24 protein-coding genes and 1 pseudogene are annotated in these 19,654 nt (G+C 31.5%); 15 read left to right on the forward strand and 10 right to left on the reverse strand.

The genetic code is table 11. The features are described from left to right. The first annotated feature begins 1 nt into the window (after position 1). A complete protein-coding gene (locus ACSBO6_RS08890; RefSeq protein WP_498844508.1) occupies positions 2–1,786 on the forward strand; it encodes an ABC transporter ATP-binding protein in 1,785 nt (594 codons plus the stop codon). 46 nt (positions 1,787–1,832) lie between these two features. Here the strand turns inward: ACSBO6_RS08890 and ACSBO6_RS08895 are convergent, their stop codons facing one another. Then, complete coding sequence (locus ACSBO6_RS08895) at positions 1,833–2,135, reverse strand: AzlD domain-containing protein (RefSeq protein ID WP_098847957.1); 303 nt, start codon at positions 2,133–2,135, stop codon at positions 1,833–1,835. Continuing rightward, positions 2,132–2,872 (reverse strand): AzlC family ABC transporter permease, encoded by a 741-nt coding sequence (locus tag ACSBO6_RS08900; protein ID WP_098847960.1) that lies wholly within the window; start codon positions 2,870–2,872, stop codon positions 2,132–2,134. The genes ACSBO6_RS08895 and ACSBO6_RS08900 overlap by 4 nt, the downstream gene beginning before the upstream one ends. Before the next feature lie 608 nt (positions 2,873–3,480). Between ACSBO6_RS08900 and ACSBO6_RS08905 the strand changes: the two genes are divergently transcribed. Together ACSBO6_RS08905 and ACSBO6_RS08910 are read left to right on the forward strand one after the other, a co-directional pair. Next, a complete protein-coding gene (locus ACSBO6_RS08905) occupies positions 3,481–4,188 on the forward strand; it encodes a cytochrome c biogenesis CcdA family protein (protein ID WP_498844509.1) in 708 nt (235 codons plus the stop codon). A 176-nt stretch (positions 4,189–4,364) separates the two neighbouring features. Then, positions 4,365–4,844, forward strand: coding sequence for a CcdC family protein (locus ACSBO6_RS08910; RefSeq protein ID WP_098848197.1), 480 nt, complete (start codon positions 4,365–4,367; stop codon positions 4,842–4,844). Between the two features lie 126 nt (positions 4,845–4,970). On the opposite strand, the gene ACSBO6_RS08915 is transcribed toward ACSBO6_RS08910, so the two are convergent. After that, positions 4,971–5,402, reverse strand: coding sequence for a DUF2621 family protein (locus tag ACSBO6_RS08915; RefSeq protein ID WP_098847965.1), 432 nt, complete (start codon positions 5,400–5,402; stop codon positions 4,971–4,973). A gap of 185 nt (positions 5,403–5,587) precedes the next feature. Between ACSBO6_RS08915 and ACSBO6_RS08920 the strand changes: the two genes are divergently transcribed. The 3 genes from ACSBO6_RS08920 to ACSBO6_RS08930 all read left to right on the forward strand — a co-directional run bounded on the left by ACSBO6_RS08920 (position 5,588) and on the right by ACSBO6_RS08930 (position 8,160). Beyond that, the gene (locus ACSBO6_RS08920) at positions 5,588–6,058 is read left to right on the forward strand and encodes a hypothetical protein (RefSeq protein WP_098847967.1); all 471 of its coding nucleotides are present in this window, start codon (positions 5,588–5,590) and stop codon (positions 6,056–6,058) included. A 499-nt stretch (positions 6,059–6,557) separates the two neighbouring features. Further along, positions 6,558–7,103, forward strand: a complete 546-nt coding sequence (locus ACSBO6_RS08925; RefSeq protein WP_098847969.1) for an NADPH-dependent FMN reductase — start codon at positions 6,558–6,560, stop codon at positions 7,101–7,103. A gap of 352 nt (positions 7,104–7,455) precedes the next feature. After that, positions 7,456–8,160, forward strand: a complete 705-nt coding sequence (locus tag ACSBO6_RS08930; protein ID WP_098847971.1) for a DsbA family protein — start codon at positions 7,456–7,458, stop codon at positions 8,158–8,160. A gap of 51 nt (positions 8,161–8,211) precedes the next feature. Here ACSBO6_RS08930 and ACSBO6_RS08935 read toward each other — a convergent pair whose 3' ends face one another. The 3 genes from ACSBO6_RS08935 to sspO form a co-directional block, all read right to left on the reverse strand. Continuing rightward, on the reverse strand, positions 8,212–8,385 hold the full coding sequence (locus ACSBO6_RS08935) for a YfhD family protein (protein ID WP_098847974.1): 174 nt from the start codon (positions 8,383–8,385) through the stop codon (positions 8,212–8,214). An 18-nt stretch (positions 8,386–8,403) separates the two neighbouring features. Further along, entirely contained in the window at positions 8,404–8,538 is a 135-nt protein-coding gene (locus ACSBO6_RS08940) for a small acid-soluble spore protein P (RefSeq protein ID WP_098847977.1), read from the reverse strand. A 667-nt stretch (positions 8,539–9,205) separates the two neighbouring features. Then, on the reverse strand, positions 9,206–9,352 hold the full coding sequence (gene sspO / locus ACSBO6_RS08945; protein ID WP_098847981.1) for a small acid-soluble spore protein SspO: 147 nt from the start codon (positions 9,350–9,352) through the stop codon (positions 9,206–9,208). Positions 9,353–9,731: 379 nt separating this feature from the next. Here sspO and ACSBO6_RS08950 point away from each other — a divergent pair. The 7 genes and pseudogenes from ACSBO6_RS08950 to tlp form a co-directional block, all read left to right on the forward strand. Beyond that, a pseudogene (locus tag ACSBO6_RS08950) lies at positions 9,732–10,199 on the forward strand (M15 family metallopeptidase); the annotation flags it as partial. Positions 10,200–10,217: 18 nt separating this feature from the next. Continuing rightward, positions 10,218–10,340: a peptidoglycan-binding domain-containing protein gene (locus ACSBO6_RS08955; RefSeq protein ID WP_407920498.1), complete on the forward strand. Its 123-nt coding sequence runs from the start codon at positions 10,218–10,220 to the stop codon at positions 10,338–10,340. A 394-nt stretch (positions 10,341–10,734) separates the two neighbouring features. Next, positions 10,735–13,461, forward strand: coding sequence for an aconitate hydratase AcnA (gene acnA, locus ACSBO6_RS08960; RefSeq protein ID WP_498844510.1), 2,727 nt, complete (start codon positions 10,735–10,737; stop codon positions 13,459–13,461). A gap of 269 nt (positions 13,462–13,730) precedes the next feature. Next, on the forward strand, positions 13,731–14,282 hold the full coding sequence (locus ACSBO6_RS08965) for a TlpA family protein disulfide reductase (RefSeq protein WP_098847987.1): 552 nt from the start codon (positions 13,731–13,733) through the stop codon (positions 14,280–14,282). Positions 14,283–14,353: 71 nt separating this feature from the next. Further along, entirely contained in the window at positions 14,354–14,491 is a 138-nt protein-coding gene (locus tag ACSBO6_RS08970; RefSeq protein ID WP_098809171.1) for an FbpB family small basic protein, read from the forward strand. Between the two features lie 135 nt (positions 14,492–14,626). Next, on the forward strand, positions 14,627–14,767 hold the full coding sequence (locus tag ACSBO6_RS08975; protein WP_056476763.1) for an acid-soluble spore protein N: 141 nt from the start codon (positions 14,627–14,629) through the stop codon (positions 14,765–14,767). A 34-nt stretch (positions 14,768–14,801) separates the two neighbouring features. After that, positions 14,802–15,038, forward strand: a complete 237-nt coding sequence (tlp, locus tag ACSBO6_RS08980) for a small acid-soluble spore protein Tlp (protein WP_098847989.1) — start codon at positions 14,802–14,804, stop codon at positions 15,036–15,038. Positions 15,039–15,089: 51 nt separating this feature from the next. Here tlp and ACSBO6_RS08985 read toward each other — a convergent pair whose 3' ends face one another. The 3 genes from ACSBO6_RS08985 to ACSBO6_RS08995 all read right to left on the reverse strand — a co-directional run bounded on the left by ACSBO6_RS08985 (position 15,090) and on the right by ACSBO6_RS08995 (position 17,553). Beyond that, positions 15,090–16,373, reverse strand: coding sequence for a glycosyl hydrolase family 18 protein (locus ACSBO6_RS08985; protein ID WP_098847991.1), 1,284 nt, complete (start codon positions 16,371–16,373; stop codon positions 15,090–15,092). Positions 16,374–16,523: 150 nt separating this feature from the next. Beyond that, a complete protein-coding gene (locus ACSBO6_RS08990; protein WP_098847993.1) occupies positions 16,524–17,417 on the reverse strand; it encodes a prohibitin family protein in 894 nt (297 codons plus the stop codon). After that, complete coding sequence (locus ACSBO6_RS08995; RefSeq protein WP_498844665.1) at positions 17,398–17,553, reverse strand: DUF8570 family protein; 156 nt, start codon at positions 17,551–17,553, stop codon at positions 17,398–17,400. Before ACSBO6_RS08995 ends, ACSBO6_RS08990 begins: the two co-directional genes overlap by 20 nt. 146 nt (positions 17,554–17,699) lie before the next feature. Between ACSBO6_RS08995 and ACSBO6_RS09000 the strand changes: the two genes are divergently transcribed. Then, positions 17,700–18,122, forward strand: coding sequence for an acyl-CoA thioesterase (locus tag ACSBO6_RS09000; RefSeq protein WP_098847995.1), 423 nt, complete (start codon positions 17,700–17,702; stop codon positions 18,120–18,122). Positions 18,123–18,207: 85 nt separating this feature from the next. Here ACSBO6_RS09000 and plsY read toward each other — a convergent pair whose 3' ends face one another. Beyond that, on the reverse strand, positions 18,208–18,810 hold the full coding sequence (gene plsY, locus ACSBO6_RS09005; protein WP_098847997.1) for a glycerol-3-phosphate 1-O-acyltransferase PlsY: 603 nt from the start codon (positions 18,808–18,810) through the stop codon (positions 18,208–18,210). A gap of 169 nt (positions 18,811–18,979) precedes the next feature. Between plsY and ACSBO6_RS09010 the strand changes: the two genes are divergently transcribed. Further along, positions 18,980–19,654: a response regulator transcription factor gene (locus ACSBO6_RS09010; RefSeq protein ID WP_098847999.1), complete on the forward strand. Its 675-nt coding sequence runs from the start codon at positions 18,980–18,982 to the stop codon at positions 19,652–19,654.

A 19,654-nucleotide genomic window follows, 5' to 3' on the forward strand; every position in this document is an offset into this window, starting at 1 on the left:
AATGAACCAGGAGATTGAAATCGATGTGAAAAGGCAGAAAAAAGATTTAATTCGTCTTCTATCATTTCTAAAAAAATATAAAGTGTTACTGACTTTTGCATTTATTTTCTTATTCCTTGCAACAGCATGTGAAATGTATGGCCCAATTTTAGTTAAAAGATTTCTTGATGATCATTTAATGAAGAGATATTTTCCAAAAGATGCAATCGTAACGTTATTTTCTATCTATGTTGCAATTACAATCGGGAAAATCGTTTTATCGTATTTACAGCTATTAATGTTTCAACAAATTGCTTTTAAAGTTGTTCAAGATATAAGGATGAAAGTTTATGAACATGTACATTCATTAGCTTTTTCGTTTTTTGATAAAACGCCGATTGGAAGTATTGTGTCAAGAATTACGAATGATACAGAAGCTATAAAAGATTTTTACGTGAGTGTATTAGCAACGTTTATCCAACAAATTGTCTTTTTAGTGGGAATCATTATTGCAATGTACTCATTAGACGCTAAGTTAGCAACGATTTGTGTAGGGTTAGTTTTCATTGTTTATTTTATTATACTAACCTATCGTAAAAAGAGTTTTCCATTTTTTATGGAAACTAGAGGGCAGTTAAGTAATCTAAATGCTAAATTAAACGAACACTTACAAGGTATGTCAATCATTCAAGCATTTAACCAACAAAAAAGATTACAAAATGAATTTGAGGAAGTTAATAAGTCGCACTTTAATGCAGGTGTAAAAACAATCCGATTAGATTCTCTATTTTTAAGACCGGCAACCGATTTAATTTATACAATTGGAATCATGTTTGTTCTTAGCTTCTTTGGTATTACTTCTTTTAGTAACCCAGTTGAGATCGGTACGGTCTATGCTTTTGTAAGTTATTTAGAAAGATTTTTTGAACCAATCACGCAAATGATGATGAAATTATCTTTATTACAGCAAGCAGTCGTATCCTCATCTAGAGTATTTGACTTAATGGATGAAGAACAAAAAGCTCCTACTAAAGTTGGAACTGACTTACCAAAAGTAAAAGAAGGAAGCATTTATTTTAAAAATGTATCTTTTTCATATGACGGAGTGCACAATGTCATTCATGATATTTCATTCTCAGTTAAACCAGGTCAATCCGTGGCATTTGTTGGTCATACGGGAAGTGGTAAGTCAACAATTATGAATTTATTATTACGTTTTTACGATGTGAAGGACGGGGAAATTCAGATTGATCAACAAAAACTATCAACATTTGAAGAAAGTGAATTACGTTCTAATATTGGCTTAGTTTTACAGGATCCATATTTATTCGTCGGAGATATAAAAGGGAATATCTCGATGTATAATAACAAAATTACTGAACGAGAAATTAAAGAAGCATCCGAATTAGTTCGAGCGAATGAATTTATTGAAAAATTACCAAATGGTTATGACGAAGCAGTTGTTGAAAGAGGTTCAACTTTATCAAGTGGACAGCGCCAATTAATTACCTTTGCAAGAACGATCGCTGCTAAACCAACTATTCTAATTTTAGATGAAGCAACTGCAAATATTGATAGTGAAACAGAAGAAGCAATTCAAGAAGCGTTAACAGAGATGAGAAAAGGTCGAACGACTGTGATCATTGCGCATCGTTTATCAACCATTCAAGATGTTGACTGCATATATGTATTGCACAAAGGGAAAATCGTAGAAGAAGGCAACCATCAACAGCTATTGGCTAAGCAAGGATTGTACTATAATATGTATCTATTACAAAATAAAGGCTCTTTATTATTAGCCGAGTAAAAAGAAAAAGTCGCAGCATATGCGACTTTTTTTGTAGAGAAAAAAACTAAAAATAAAGTTTCATAACTAAAACCGTTCCGATTGCTCCAAAAACAACGAAAATGATATGTAATCTAAATAATGATAAGATAATTGCGACTAATCCACCAATCAGTCCGACACTGATATTTCCTTTTTGAACACTTAATATTCCTGGGAAAATTAATGCACCTAATGCAGCATATGGAACGCCTTTTAACCAAGAGGATACCCAGTTTGGAAATTGAATCCGATCAACAATAAATACTGGAATAATTCGAGGAATCATTGTCACTAAACACATTCCTAAAACAAGTAAAAAGACAATCATTCTTTGTGATCTCCCTTCATTAATATGATCGCAAGTAAACTAGCAAGTATGGAAGACATGATTAGAGACCAGCCTTGGCTTAAAAAAGATGAAAGGATGAAGTTTAATAGCATGCTCACAAAAACGATTAAACAGGCTCTCCAATTTGTACGAATGGCTGGTGTTAGTAACCCAATAAACATAGCATATAAAGATATTCCCATGCTGTCGCTAATAATCTTTGGTATCAGTTTAGAAAAAACGACTCCTAAAATCGTACCGCTTATCCAAGTACAATAAGCAATTGTATGTAATGTAATCAAATAAATGGACGAATAACTTTCTGAACTGCTTTTTTTACCTAAAGTTGTAACGGCAAAATTTTCATCTGTTAGTGTGATAGATAAGTAGACTCTATGCCAAAATGGCAGTGTTTTAAACTGATGATTAAATGATAGACTCATAACAAAGTTTCTAAAATTTAAAATAAATGTTGCGATGTAGATTTGGAACAAACTAACTCCTACCAAATACATTGATAACCCCATAAACTGACTAGCTCCAGCATAAACTAGCGCACTAAATGAAATCGTATTTAGTACATCAATGTCAGCTTGCTTTGCAATTAATCCAAATGTAAAAGCAACCGGCAAATAGCCAATAATTAAAGGAACAGACGCTAAAAATCCTTCCTTTATTTCCTTACTACGATTCGCTTTTGTGTGTGTAGTTTTTGATTGTTGCAAAACAGTAGACATATTAAGTTATAAACTCCCTTCTATTACCTGAATTAAAACAATATAGTTCAATAACTGTGATGACAGCTAGATAAAAACCTATTTTATATTTTTTTGTTTCTTTAGTATTTGAAAAATGTTGTGCTACTAAAAGATTATCATATGATTATACTATAAAATTAAGAAAATTTTTATAGTACTGAAAATATAAATTTTTATAGACTTGAGATCTTTACTGAATTTTTTTATATTAATTTACGTTTGAAATTAATTAGAGGAATAGTTTGAAATGCCATAAAAAATTTTCGACTTATTCACGAAATTTATAAATTATAGGTAATATATTCCAAAAATAAATGATAATGATTAATAATAAAAACATACTTGGCCATATTTTTTTAAACATTTTTCCACCTTAAATAAATTAGTTTATTATGAAGTGTGCCGAAATTTTAATGAAAATATTCCATTTTAATCATTATTCTTCAATTTTTGGTAATGAATCTATTATTAAAGGTTATTAATATTGGTGTACGATTGCGGGTCTATTAACTACTTTTAATATTAAATAAAAAACAATTCTGTTATAATATTATCTAGAATGTAAAGATGAGAAGGGATGTAAGTTAATGGGGGATTTAAATATTGGTATTGCATTTGGAGCGGGATTTCTCTCTTTTATTTCTCCATGTTGTCTACCGATTTATCCAGCGTTTTTATCGTATATTACAGGGGTATCTTTAAGTGATTTACAGAATGAAAAAAGAATACATAAAAGTAAAACTTTACTACATGCTTTGTTCTTTTTACTAGGCTTTACAATCATTTTTATCGTATTAGGATTTAGTACTTCTATAATTGGTTCATTTTTTATGCGTTATCAAGATTTTATTCGACAAGTTGGTGCTATTTTAATTGTATTTTTAGGATTAGTCGTGACGGGGATTTTTCAACCGAAGTTTTTAATGAATGATCGAAGGTTTCAATTTTCAAAACGTCCTTCAGGATATTTAGGTTCTACTTTAATTGGATTAGCATTTGCAGCAGGTTGGACACCTTGTACTGGACCAATCTTAACTTCGGTATTTGCACTTGCAGTAAGTAATCCAAGTTCAAGTTTATTTTATATGCTAGCTTATACACTTGGATTCTCCATTCCATTTTTTGTTTTGTCATTTTATTTGGGGTCACTAAGATGGATTAAAAAGTATTCACATAAAATCGTCGTTTTTGGTGGATATATGATGATCATAATGGGAATCATGTTATATTTTGATTGGTTGACTAAAATAACAATTTATTTTACTAGATTTTATGGAGGCTTTACTGGATTTTAAATTAGATTTTCCATTGTAAAAAAATGCAGGATTTGTAGTTATTGGATTTGCATCGATGTGCTAGAAGAAGTATTATATAATCAGTTTCTATGTAAGATCGATTATGAGGGGTCAATAACATAAGATTGTTATACTTTAAGATTGAGAAAAAAGGTAGTGAAAAAATGAGTAAAGATATGAGTATTATATTTAGCACAGTAGTAGCAACTTTTATGGCATTGGGTGTAATTGTCGTTAGACTAAAAGCTGCTAAAAAGCCTACAAACCTTAAAAAAATAATTTTACCTCCATTTTTTATGAGTAGTGGAGCCTTAATGTACTTAGTACCGGAGTTTAGATTAACTGGTTCTGAAATAGTAGAAGCTGTTTGTATAGGAGTATTTTTTTCGTTATTTTTGATTAAAACATCTAAATTTGAAATTGTCGATAATGAAATTTATTTAAAAAGATCGAAAGCTTTTGTTTTTATCCTACTTGGGTTATTAGTCGTTCGAATCGTAATGAAGTTATATTTAAGTTCATCAATCGATGTAGGTCAACTGAGTGGAATGTTCTTCTTATTAGCCTTTTCAATGATTGTACCTTGGCGCTTAGCAATGTATAAATCATATCAAAAAATGAGAAGACAGCTTCCTTCAAATACAATTATCACATGAAAAAACGTGTACCTTTTTTTGGTACACGTTATAGACTGTTGACAAACGCTCGCAATCAGTCTGAAAACCAAGGTATTAGTAGTTGTTATACAAAATAAAAAGTGTACCTTTTTTTTGGTACACTTTTTATTTTGCAAGTAAATGCTTAAATTCAGTAAAATCAATTTCTTTTTTCTTTAGTGTTTTAATTAAAAATGCATGATCTCTCTTTGGAGTTGCTTTAATATATCCTTCAATAATTAAGCCTTGAGTAATTTGTGGTGCGTTATTTAGTAACGCCAATTCACCAATTTTGCCAGCTATTTTATCTCGAGCTATGTCTCTAAATAAAGATGGAACTGGTTTTACTAATTCTTCAAGTAATTCTTTCTGTTCAGTCGACCATAAATGTCTTGTTTTTTGTAAATATTCTTCTTGCCAATCTAAAATCGACTTCCCATCTTCTTTAGGTAATCTTTTCAAAAACTTTCTGAACATAAAGTATCCGCCAATTGACATCATTCCTAACAAGAAAATTGTCCATAAGACAATCATAATTTGAGAAAAGAACGAAAACATATGTATCCTCCTTGTATTAGGTAAACATACCACTATTATAGTAAGAAAATATGACAAGTATCAAGCAAGTACATATTTTTTTGTCAAAAAATGACCATTTATTTTTATGTACTAGTTTCATTTTATGTATTTGAATCATATAGTAGAAAAAATAAAGAAAAAAGTCGTAGAGGAGGCGAAAGAATGTGAACCAAACAAAATTCTCTTCTCACTTTACTTTTCTAAGCATTTTATTTTATATGGCCGCAAGTTCAATATTCCTAATCATTCTGTACAAGTTAATATCGATGCTTGTAGGAAACGGAAATGATTTAAAGACATATTTGCAAATCGCTGTAGTTGTAATTGTTTTAAGTATTACAGCTTTCCGCCTAATAAGAAGTGATATTGTTTTAATAAAAGATGAAATAATCATTCATAAAGGCTTTCTAACTGTTAAATTGAATGTTAATGACATTACAGAAATTAAGCAACTAGTTGAAGTTTATGGGAAAAATAAAGAAATAATTACTTTATTAATTCATATTAACGAGTCAGTTCAACCAATCATTTTAACCCTTGAAAATCCAAAAGCCTTTATAAGAGAACTTTTAAATTTAAATTCTAACATTCTATTTGATGAAGAATTGATTATTTTAGTGAATAAAAATAACTAATAAATGAAAGCCAAGTTTAATGAAATGTAGACTTGGCTTTTTGCTTTGTAAAATATTGAAGTCTGTCTTACTCCGATTATAAATTTTTAAAAAAGTTTATTTCAGTTATCTATTTTCTAAATGTTTTTTTAGATTGATAAAGTTTATAAATTTAAAGGAGTATTTACATAGTATAGAGAAATTATTATTTTGTGGTAAAAAAATCCAAAAAAAATAATAGTGTTGAGTATATATAAAAGTTTGAAGGATATAATTTGATTTGTGACTAGATATACACCAAGCGATCTTTGTAAAACGACATGCAAACCAAAATGATAGAAGGTTACTGATGTCAACAGCCTGATGAAGAAAGAGTAGTATTTAACGAGGTTTTTCCCAAAATGTTCCAATCATTTCTCAAAAATTTTTCTTTGATCTTGAATGAAAAAAGAACAAGAGAACTGGAATTGGTTCACAAATACTTGGAAAAAATAAATTAGCTGAAAAAGGAGGAAAATTAATGACAAATTTAAATGTAGGTATTATTTTAGGAAGTACAAGACAGGGACGAGTTAGCCCGCAAGTGGGAGAATGGGTTAAAGGAATTGCTGACAAACGTGGAGATGCAAATTATGAAATTGTAGATATTGCTGATTATCAATTACCTTTTTTAGGCACTACTGATGGAACTGAACCAGGAATTGCAGCTTGGAACGAAAAACTTAACAGCTTGGATGGATTCGTATTTATCGTTGCAGAATATAATCACAGTATAACGGGGGCATTAAAAAACGCAATTGATTTAGCTCGTGAAGCGTGGAATAACAAAGCAGCAGGTATCGTTAGTTATGGTTCAACTGGCGGTGCCCGTGCAGCTGAACATTTACGAGGGATCATGGGTGAGCTATTGATTGCAGATGTTCGTGTTCACCCTACACTTTCTTTATTTACCGATTTTGAAAACTATACTACTTTCAAACCAGCTGAATTACATCTTAATAATGTAAATGCAATGCTTGAGCAAGTTGTTGCTTGGAGTGGTGCATTAAAAACTTTGAGAAAATAAGTGTACTAAGTGAAGAATATCAGACGCTAAAAAGTGTCTGGTATTTTTTTTGCGAATATAGAGTGGCTAAAGTAAAGCATTAGCCTTAGCAACATAACCTGCATTAATCTTTTATTATAAGTTTATATATTGAATAAGTAGAAAATGTATATTTTAAAATAGAATTATTTCTTTGTATTGAAAAATGCTTTTTATTTATGTCAAAATTAAAAAGTTATTTCAATAACACGATATAAAATTGAAAGATTTTAAAATTAAGTATTATTTACACAATGGTTATGAATAGTTAGGTTCCTTTCGTTTATGTTACAATAATATACAAGTACATAATTGTAGGGGGAGTATAGCACTAATGAGTAAAAAGAAAAAATCTAATGGTAATCAAACGTTTGCTATTTCTGTATTTGTTGGAATTGTTGTTTTAGTTGGAGCATTATTTTTAGTTTCTAAATTGCAAGATAAAAAGACTGAAGAAGTATACCCAACAATTGCTGGAGTAAATGAAGTAAAAGTTGATGGATTTGATACAAAGAACCAACCAACATTTAGCAATAAAGATGCAAAAGTTGAAGTAGTTGAATTTGGAGATTATAAATGTCCAATTTGTGCTCAATGGAATGAAGTAGTTTTTCCACAACTTAAAGCCGATTATATCGATAATGGTCTAATCAATTTTTCATTTATTAATTATCCGTTTATTTCCAAAGATTCAAATTTAGCTGCACTAGCGTCAGAAGTAGTTTATAAAACTTATAAAGATTCATTTTGGAAGTTTCAAGAGCAACTCTATTTAAAACAAGAAGATGAAACAACAACGTGGGCAACACCTGATAAACTAACAAGCATTGCAAAATCTGTTATTCCGGATTTAGATGAAAAACAATTTAAAAAAGATTTATACAAAAAAGACGTAATGAAACAAGTTGCTAACGATGTTGCCATTGCTAACCATTATGGTGTGAACGGAACACCTACAATTTTTGTAAATGGTAAAGCAGTGGACAATCCTAGCTTAGAATCAATTAAAGCTGCAATTGATGCGGAAATAAACAAATAATGTTAAAAAGGTATGCGCCAACTATACGCATACCTTTTTTGTATTAGTAAATTACATTTTTCTCTTTACGCGTGCATCTGCTTGAGCAGATCGTTCTTGTGCTTCAATGTCATCGTGATCTGCTAATTCCGCTGAATACTCCACATCAAGTCCATCAGGCTTTATATTCTTATCAAAGTTTGAATTAAAAGTACTTTTTTTCTTTTTCAATTTAAAACCCTCCATTATCACTAACTAATTTAATTACATATCGTGGTGACTATGCTTTTTCTGTCTTGTATGATTTTGGTTTTTCACTTTATGAGAACCACTTAATGGTTTTGGTTGTCCACTTTCATGGTCAATTGGGCTATTTCTTTTTGATGATTTGTTCGCCATTCTTGTCACCTTCCTTTATGAATAGCTTTAGTTGTTAGCGAAAAAATATGCCAAAATGAAATATTTACTAATTTAAAATTGAAAGCGTTTTAATCATTTTTTTCTAATAATTTTCGATAACCATTTTCCATATATATAAATAAGTTAAGGAAAGGGAGGTATTTCTTATGATCTAATTTATTGAATATTGATTGTAAAAAATGAATGTTGAGAAAATTATTTTTCATAATAAAAAACGACAAACAACATTAAATCTAAGAAATTAATAGAGTAAAAGTTAATTTTTTTAGTTTGTCTGACTCTTTTGATGTATGAAACAAGTAATTTGACCAATACTAGTAATAGTCAAAATGAAAGAGGAGACTGATACTGATTATGCAAGTCCTAACAGTTTGTCTTATATATTCGGGTGTGATCATACTCTATCTCTTGTTCAAGAAAGTTCAATATAATAAGAGACAAAAAAATGTAATTAATTTTTTCCTATACTATAATCGAAGAAAAAGTAATGTTAATAGAGATACGAAAAGAACAGGAGATATTATTTATTTAATGCCTCAATCTACGTTGAACAAAGGCATATTAAGAAAGCGAAAAGATGAGGTTGAGTAATGATCAAAAACTATAAAAAATAGCAAGCAATTCATCCAAATTGCTTGCTATTTTTTTATTGTCTTTTTTTCGTCTTTTTATTGTTTAATTTATATTCAGCTGAAAGTGGTTCTTGTGCAGTTTCTTCATTAAAACCTGCAGCTTTTCCTTGCTCGATTGAAGCTGACATTCCGCTACCAGAATTATTTTTACGTCTAGACATGATTATTCCTCCTTATATCGGCCGTTTCGAGAAAACCTTTTGATGAAATTGGTTTAAAAACGGACCTTTATAACCGTTATTCTTTCCCATATTTTTTTTAGTACCCAAAATTAAATTGGTAAAAAATGTGAAAGGCAATATAGTTTTTTGACAGCACATCTAAAAACAGGATTAAAGACTTGTTATTGTAAAAAACGATTCCTTTTGGACTATTTATTCAATCGAAAATTTAATTTTGTGAATATATTGGCTTATATGTATGAATTGTTGGTTTATTTAGAAGTGTTAAAAGTATGAAAGCAAGCGATGTACGTTACTTAAGGATAAAGTCTTCCTAAGTAGGTTGGCTATTTAAATTGATGAAAAGGGGAAATCAAAAATGAAAAATCCAACTTATCACGAAAGAAATTTATCAAACATAAACAAGCTAGCTCCTAATACAAAACAAGCAGCTTTAAAATGGTACAATTATTGTATAAAAAACAATATCGATGTTTTAATTTACGAAACGACACGAACGAAAGAACGTCAAGAAGCATTAGTTGATAATGGTAAGTCCCAAACTAGAAAATCATACCATCTAGTAGGTCAAGCATTAGATTTTGTTCCAATTATAAATGGTAAAGAAGGGTGGAACTCATACAACTCGGAACCATTTAAATCTGCTATAAAATATGCTAAATCCATTGGCTTCACATGGGGTGGGGATTGGAATAGCTTTGTAGATCAGCCACATTTACAATTCGAATATAAAGGATATGGTACAGATAAAGTAGTGGAAGCTAAACCACCAGCATATCCGGGTACGATATTAAAATCAGGTTCAAGAGGAAATAATGTTAAATTAGTTCAAAAAGAATTAGGAATTACCGCAGACGGTATTTTCGGTCCAATAACGGATCGGGCAGTAAGAAACTTTCAAAAGAAAAATGGACTGACCGTAGATGGAAAAGTAGGTCCAAAAACTTGGGCAAAATTATTTGATTAAGAAAAGGTAAAATCTCATTAAAACCATTAAAAGTAAAAAATAAAATTGGTTCAAACCCTGTATCAGTAGTAGTGTACAGGGTTTGTTTTAATCTTTACATATAGCATCCATTTCAATGAATTTGGCAACAAGTATACACTCTTACGCATTAAAAATATCATATTACATTACCGAAAATTAAATTATATTATTTTGATATAAACATTGTTCTAATGGGGTAAAGATAATTATCGTAACTTTGATTTAAAAGGTCATAAGCAATACTTATTGCAAATGATAAGTTACTTGTTATTTACTTATGATATACATTGTAATAATATATTATTGTAAGGTATTGAAAAGTTTGGATAGTTAATATATTCAGACATTTTTTTGCAATAGGGGGAAAGAAAACATGGGGAAAAATGACGTTTTCAAATCTCGTTCGACATTTACTGCGAACGATAAAACTTATCATTATTATCGCTTAAAAGCAATTGAGGAAGCTGGAGTAGCTAAAATCGGTAAATTACCTTATTCGATTAAAGTGTTACTAGAATCAGTTCTTCGTCAAGTAGATGGAAGAGTAATTACAAAAGAGCATGTTGAAAATTTAGCAAAATGGGGAACAAGCGAGCTACAAGATGTAGATGTTCCATTTAAACCTTCTCGTGTTATTTTACAAGACTTCACAGGAGTTCCAGCTGTAGTTGACTTAGCTTCATTACGTAAGGCAATGGCTGATATGGGTGGAGACCCTGAAGTAATTAATCCAGAAATTCCAGTAGATCTAGTAATTGACCACTCTGTAATGGTTGATAAAGCTGGTTCAGCGGATGCATTAGATTTCAATATGGATTTAGAATTTTCTCGTAACGAAGAACGCTACCAATTCTTAAGCTGGGCTCAAAAAGCATTTAATAACTATCGTGCAGTACCACCAGCAACTGGTATCGTACACCAAGTTAACTTAGAATACTTAGCAAATGTAGTACATGCAAATACAAATGAAGACGGTGAAGTTGTTGCATTCCCTGATACATTAGTAGGTACTGACTCACATACTACTATGATTAATGGTATTGGAGTTCTAGGTTGGGGTGTAGGGGGTATTGAAGCTGAAGCAGGTATGCTTGGTCAACCATCATATTTCCCAGTTCCAGAAGTTATCGGTGTTAAATTAACTGGTTCTCTACCAAGTGGAACAACTGCAACTGATGTAGCATTAAAAGTGACTGAAGTTTTACGTAAAAAAGGTGTTGTAAATAAATTTGTTGAGTTCTTTGGACCAGGTTTACAAAGCATGCCTCTAGCAGACCGTGCTACAATTGCAAATATGGCTCCTGAATACGGTGCAACTTGTGGATTCTTCCCAGTTGATGCTGAAGCACTTAACTACTTACGTTTAACAGGTCGTTCTGAAGAACAAATTCAATTAGTTGAAGCATACTGCAAAGCTAATGATTTATTCTATACAGCTGATTTAGAAGATCCTACATTTACTGATTTAGTTGAAATCAATCTTTCTGAAATTGAATCAAATCTTTCTGGTCCAAAACGTCCACAAGATTTGATTCCATTATCTGAAATGAAAAAATCATTCCAAGAGGCAGTTTCTGCTCCAATGGGTAATGCAGGATTCGGTTTAACTGAGGAAGCATTAGACAAAGAGGTTACAGTTAAATTTGAAAACGGTACGGAAACAACTTTTAAAACTGGTGCAGTTGCAATTGCAGCAATCACAAGTTGTACAAATACTTCAAACCCATACGTTATGTTAGGTGCTGGTTTAGTAGCTAAAAAAGCTGTTGAAAAAGGTTTAACAGTACCTGCTTATGTAAAAACTTCATTAGCTCCTGGTTCTAAAGTTGTTAGTGGATATTTACAAGAAGCTGGCTTAATTCCTTTCTTAAATCAATTAGGATTTAACATCGTTGGTTATGGTTGTACTACATGTATCGGTAACTCAGGTCCATTAGCTCCTGAAATGGAAGCAGCTATTGCTGAAAATGATATGTTAGTAACATCTGTACTTTCTGGTAACCGTAACTTCGAAGGACGTATTCATCCTCAAGTTAAAGGTAACTATTTAGCATCACCACCATTAGTAGTTGCTTACGCATTAGCAGGTAATGTAAATATCGACTTCGCAGTTGAGCCAATCGGTCAAGATAAAGATGGTAAAGATGTATTCTTAAAAGATATTTGGCCAACATCTGCTGAAGTTCAAGAAGTAGTTGCATCGACAGTTACTCCTGAATTATTCAAAAAAGAATACGAAAGAGTATTTGAAGATAACAAACGTTGGAACGAAATTCAAACGACTGATGATTCATTATACAAATGGGATAGCGAATCAACTTATATCGCAAATCCACCATTCTTTGAAGGATTATCAAAAGAGCCAGGCGTTGTAAAACCATTAGCTGGTTTAAAAATCGTTGGTAAATTCGGTGATTCAGTAACAACTGACCACATTTCACCAGCTGGTTCAATCGGTAAAACAACTCCTGCAGGACTTTACTTACAAAGTAAAGGCGTAAAACCAGTAGACTTTAACTCATACGGTTCTCGTCGTGGTAACCACGATGTAATGATGCGTGGTACATTTGCTAATATCCGTATTCGTAACCAAATCGCTCCAGGTACAGAGGGTGGATATACAACTTACTGGCCAACTGGCGAAGTAATGTCAATTTATGATGCAGCAATGCGTTATAAAGAAGATGGTACTGGATTAATGATCTTAGCTGGAAATGACTACGGTATGGGAAGTTCTCGTGACTGGGCTGCTAAAGGAACAAATCTTTTAGGTATCAAAACAGTACTTGCTGAAAGCTTTGAGCGTATTCATAGAAGTAACTTAGTATTAATGGGTGTTTTACCACTTCAATTTAAAGATGGCGAAAATGCTGAAACATACGGATTAACAGGTAAAGAAGTATTTGCTGTTAATGTAGATGAGAATGTTAAACCACGTGATCTTGTAAAAGTAATTGCAACAAGAGAAGATAATACAACTGTTGAATTTGATGTAGTTGCTCGTTTCGACAGTGAAGTTGAAATCGACTACTACCGTCATGGTGGGATCTTACAAATGGTATTACGTGATAAATTAAATAATTCTAAAGTAACTCATTAATTTTTATTGAAAACACGGTCTTTATTGGACCGTGTTTTTTTTAGTGGAGAAATTGGAATTAAAACAGAAAAATCCAGAATATAAACAATCAGCCATACTCTAAAATGAACTAAATCGATAAAAAAATTACGAATTAACAGGTGACACCCTGTAAAAAATAGTAAATAAGTGTTTTTATATTAAGATCATCTTAAGAAGAAATGCGAGCTTGTTCCACTTTTGTATTTATTATGGTTAAATAGAGATAGTTCATTAAAAGGGTGATTTGTATGAAAAAAGTAATTCCTTTGCTACTACTTTTAGTAGCTTTTGGCTATTCAATTTTTCAATTAGTTGAGAAAAATGAAGAAGATAAAAAAGTTAGTAATAATAATGATGCTTATATTGCTTCAATTCAAAAATTAGGTGTTCGAGTTGGAGAGCAGGCACCTGATATACAATTGATGACTTTAGATGAAAAGAAGGTTTATTTATCTTCATTCAAAGGGAAGAAAGTAATCTTAAACTTTTGGGCTACTTGGTGCCCTCCTTGTCAGGATGAGATACCAGCATTGGAAAAATTCCATCAAGAACATAAGGATATTGAAATGATTGGTGTTGCTGATTATATTGGAGAGAAAAAAGATTTAAATTTTATTAAAAACTTTGTAAATAAAAATAGTATGAATTATAGAATTTTAATTGATGAAAACGGTGATAATTTTCGTAAATATGGTGTGATTTCGATCCCAACTACATACTTTATTAATCCGGATGGAGAAGTAGTTTATAAGCAAATTGGACCATTAACTGAAAAACAATTAAATGCATTTTTAAAATAAGAAAAATTTACTAAAATGTAAGAAAACTCTTTTTTTTGGCAATACTAATATAAAAAGAAGAGGTGATTGTTTTGAGAAAGAAAAGACATAAATCGTTTCAGGAATTAATTATTGAAAATAAAAATTCACTATTAAATGATGAAGAAGCTTTAAATAAAATATATGATCGTCTAGAAGAACGTTTGGAAAGAAAAGCTAAAGCGGAGTAAATTAGTCTATTTTTGTTTATACACGAGAAGGAATAATTTCCTTCTTTTTTTGTTGTCAAAATTGGTGATTATTTTAATTTCCTATTACATATTTAGAGCAACAAAACTAATACTATCGCTAGGGGGGCGAAAAAGATGGGAAATCCAAAAAAACATCCTAAAGATTTTGTACCTAATCATATCGGTACTCAAAACAAAGCAGCTGGTGGGAATAAGGGAAAACAAATGCAGTATAAAGATCCTACTGGCAAACAACCAATTGTAGATAATGGGTAATATCAAAAAACATTTTGAATTGGAGTGAATAATGATGGAACAAACACAACATACACCAAATCCAGATGATCGTAGTGATAATGCAAATAAAATCCAAAATATGATTAATCATACGAAGGAAAATATGAAAGAAGCAGAGGCTTCAATGAAATTTGGAAATGAACAAGATCGTCAAAATGTATTGGCGAAAAATCAACGTCGCGAGGTAGCTTTGGAAGCATTAGAAAGTGAACTAAGAGACGAACAAGCATTTAATAATACAAATGACTAATTAAAAATAAGCTAGGTATTTAGAGTTACCTCATAAATACCTAGCTTTTATTTATGCTCTTTTAACGATATTAAAATTAGCTTCAAGAAGCTCCCAGTTTTGAATAAATGGTAATCCTAATTTCCAATACGAAATCCCTCGTATTTTTTCTTCTTTTATTAGGTTGAACTTGGCTTGAATTGATCTTGCATCTTCAAACCACACTTCATGTTTTTGACCATTTGATTCTGTATACCGGAAATGAGGTGCTCTTGCTTTGTTATCAAATAGAATTTCGTTTGTCATTTGGATTGCTAAATTAGTAGCAGCTTCAGCACTTAATGCTTTCGCCATCGTACCTTGTTTAAATGGCACTTTCCAGTCAAATCCATATAAATTTTGACCCATGACTATTTTTGGTACAGGAATAACGGTCTTTGCATAGCGGATTACTCTTCGAACTTGATCAATCGGTGATACGGCCATAGGAGGGCCGCCTTGCCAACCCCAATCATATGTCATGATTACAACAAAGTCCACAGCTTTTCCTATGTTGGCATAATCATGCGCTTCGTAAAATCTACCTTTTTGAGTTGAACTTGTTTTTGGTATTAAAGTAGCACTTAATATAAATCCTTGAGGTAGCCTAGATTTAACTTTATTTAAAAAATTTATATAAGCTACACGATCAGTAGCAGCAACGTCTTCAAAGTCTATATTTACTTCTCTAAATCCGTATTTATTAGCAGTACTAATAATTGTATTTATCAATTTATCTTGAACTGCCGGACTTTGTAGGATGTCGGTTGCTAGTGATGTTGAAAACTGTCCATTTTCAAGATTAGAGACAACCATCATATAAATACAGCGATTATCTCTAGCGATTTGAGGAATGTTACCAAGTGGTGGTTCTGTTAGTGTGCCATCTCTTTTTGCATCAAAGCTAAAATGTGCTAAATAGGTTAAAAACTTGCTTTCTGTTCGAGCTGCTTCTTCAAGTGCAGGTTTAATTGGGTTTGAAGTAGGTTGTAAATAACCAATTGATTCAATATTTCTTTTTTTTCGTGGTGGAAGATGTAGCTTTTGACCGACATGTAATGATGCATACGGACTAATTCCGCTTAAAGTTGCTATTTGACTTGATGTAACACCGTAAGTTAAAGCTAAATCATATAAGTTATCACCAGGTTGGACAAAATATTCGTTACCTGTAGTTGGTACGACAAGCGATTGACCTTTTATTATTTTATAAGGAGCTACAAGAGCATTTGAATTAATGAGTGATTGGCGTTGGACTCCATAAAAATCTGCAATACTCATAACTGTTTCTCCACTTTTTACAACATGAATTTGCATCCAGTTTATCTCCTTCCATTAATCGTAGATATTCGTCTCTAATAAATATATGCCAAAGAGTTTGGATTAGAAGGAAATAGGTGGAAAAGCAAAGAAATTGATTTTGAAAATAAAAAACCTAGCCAAAGCCAGGTTTTTTGAGAGAAATAGTTATTTTTTTGATTCTTTATCACTATTAGGATCAAGTGGGAATTGAATAATATTTGAACTACTGCCTGAGACAGTAGGGAGTTTTCCATCCCATTTCTCTGCTTTTTTGTATTCAATTAATTCATTCGTTAACGATTGTTGGATTACTTGGTTCGCTTTTGCTTGACCTTGTGCTCGGATTAGTTGTGAATCTGCATCAGCCTTTGCTTCTACTTTTTTCTTTTCTGCTTCAATTCTAGCTGTTTCTAGTTCGATTTTTTTACGATCATTTTCTTGGGCAGCTTGAACACGTGCATCAATTGCATCCTGTGTTTTAGCGTCTGGTTTTGGTGTTCCTAAAGTTAAATTTTCAACAAAGAAACCAAGTACTTTTACATCGTCTTTATAAATCGTTTCAATATCAGCTGAGGCATTACTTGATCTCTCACCGTATAATTGTAAAACTGTGTATTTTGAAACGGCAATTCGTGCGGCATCTTGTAATCGTTTCTTTAAATATGTATCCTCAATTTCTTCGATTGACACAGGTCCGAACTCGTTAAACATCGATACTACTTTAGAAGGATCAATTTTATATGTATAAGATAAATCCATTTCAATCCTTTTACCGTCTGAAGTAGCTAATGCAACATCTTTATATTCGACAGTACGAAGTCGGACAGGATATTCGGTAACTTTATCGAATAAACCAACAAAATTCCAACCTTGTGATAATGTATTTTTCTGTATTCCTCCATTTGGTGAATAAACAACACCTACATAACCAGGGGTAATTTTTTCAATAAATAATGTTGGGATTGTTGCGATTAAGAGCAGTGCAATACCTGCGATGATTCCTCCGATTAGTTTACGATTGAAAATTGATTTCTTTTTTTCATTTGGACGGATTTCCATTATTTTTGTCCTCCTTATCCTTTAAAATATTTTTAACTTTAGCTGATTTTTCACCAATTTTTTCAAATGTGGGAGAAAGAAGAAGCCATATACCGCATAATAAAAGAAGGATGATTAAGATTGAGCCAACTAGCACTTTCAAGAAGATCGACCCCCTAATTTCTAATGTTAGAAAACCATTAGATTACTATAAGAAAATTATAACATTTATGATAAGTTAAAAAATAGAACAATTATTAATTTTTTGGTAAAGTATTCTGTAGAAGAATATGAGGTGAAATTATGTTTATTTCAGAAAAATTAGTTGAAGTAAGATATGCAGAAACAGATGCAATGGGTGTTGTGTACCATGCAAACTATTTAGTATGGTTTGAAATTGGCCGTACTCAATTAATAAAAGATTTGGGGTTTAATTATGCAGAAATGGAATCACAAGGTGTCATATCTCCTGTGATTGATTTGAATGTTTCATATAAGAAAAGTTTACGTTATGGACAGACTGCTACCGTAAAAACAAAAATAAAATCACTTACACCACTTAAAGTAATCTACGAATATGAAATTACAAATGAAGAAGGCGATATTTGTTGTATAGGAAATTCGACACATGTCCTTGTTCATAAAGAAACATTTAGACCGATTAAATTTAAAAAAATGTTCCCTGACTGGTATGAGGCATATGAGAGGGCAATGGAGCAGGATTAAACGGGTAGAAAGAAGTACGACTAATGAAAATAAAAAATTAGCGATTGAAGATCATTTATCTTTCAATCGCTAATCTTTAGAGCATTTAAAATTTAACTTTTGGTTCTGTTTTCTCTTTAATTCTTTTTATATTAGGACGATGTTTATATACGACAAAGATTGTAAGTACAATTAAAATATAAGTTAAAATATACCCATTGTCTTTAATTAGTCCCGTGTATTCCATTATAAAAGCTAAAATTGTACCGATAAAAGCTGTTAACATTGATGAAAGTGAAACGTATTTTGTTGTTTTTAAGCTAATAGCGAAGATAATAATTAAGCATACAAAAAGTAGTGGAGATGCATATAATAAGATCCCTGCAGAGGTTGCTACCGCTTTACCACCTCTAAAACCGGCAAATATTGGATACATATGACCTACAACAGCAACTAGGCCGATAATTAAAGGATGTATTCCGTGATAATGGAATAATACTGGTAATGAAGCTGCTAGTGTTCCTTTTAAAATATCCCCTAGTGTTACAATAATACCTGCTTTTTTACCTAATGTGCGGAATGTATTTGTCGCACCAAGATTTCCACTACCGTGTTGACGGATATCTACTCCGTAAAATATTTTTCCAACTACTAAACCGAATGGTACAGATCCGATTAAATAGGCTAGTACAATAATGACCAAACTCATTTTCTAGCTCCTTTTCAAACAATAATAAATTAGTGCAGTATCATATAATTTTATCACAGTTTTAAGCGAATATGTAGATAGTTGCTTTAGAATATTCATTCAAACGAACAAGTAAAGGGACAATTTATTTAAGTTCTTATATCAATCAAATTAAATGGAAGGAAAAAATATGAACCCAACAGTTTTAATCATTGAAGATGAAAAAAGATTAAGAGAAATTGTCAGAGAGTATTTTGAAAATGATCAATTTACAGTCATTGAAGCAGAAGATGGAGAACAAGGCATAAAGAAATTTAATGAAAATCAAGTAGACTTAATTATTCTAGATTTAATGCTACCGAAATTAGATGGATGGGAAGTTTGTAAGCAAATTAGGGAGCAATCAAGTATTCCGATCATTATGACCACTGCTCGTTCGGAAGAAGAAGATCAATTACTTGGTTTTGATATTGGTACTGATGAATATGTGACAAAGCCATTTAGTCCTAAAGTACTTGTCGCAAAAGCAAAGAGTGTACTTAGAAGAACAGCTGATCTAAAAGAAGATGATAAAGAAACGAAGACGATTTGTGGAATTACGATCAATACCTCATCAAGGACAGCCTCGGTAAATAATGAGTTATTGCAACTTACAAATAAAGAGTTCGAGTTATTATGTTATTTAATTGATAATAAAGGCATCGTACTAACAAGAGATCAATTATTAAATCATATTTGGGGCTTTGATTATTTTGGTGATGGTCGAACCGTTGATACTCATATAAAAAAGCTTAGACATAAACTGAAAGACAAAGCAAAGCATATAGCAACAGTTATTAGAGTAGGCTATAAGTTTGAGGAGTAG

The sequence above is a fragment of the Bacillus sp. AL-1R genome, assembly GCF_052180195.1.
Lineage (GTDB): Bacteria > Bacillota > Bacilli > Bacillales > Bacillaceae_G > Gottfriedia.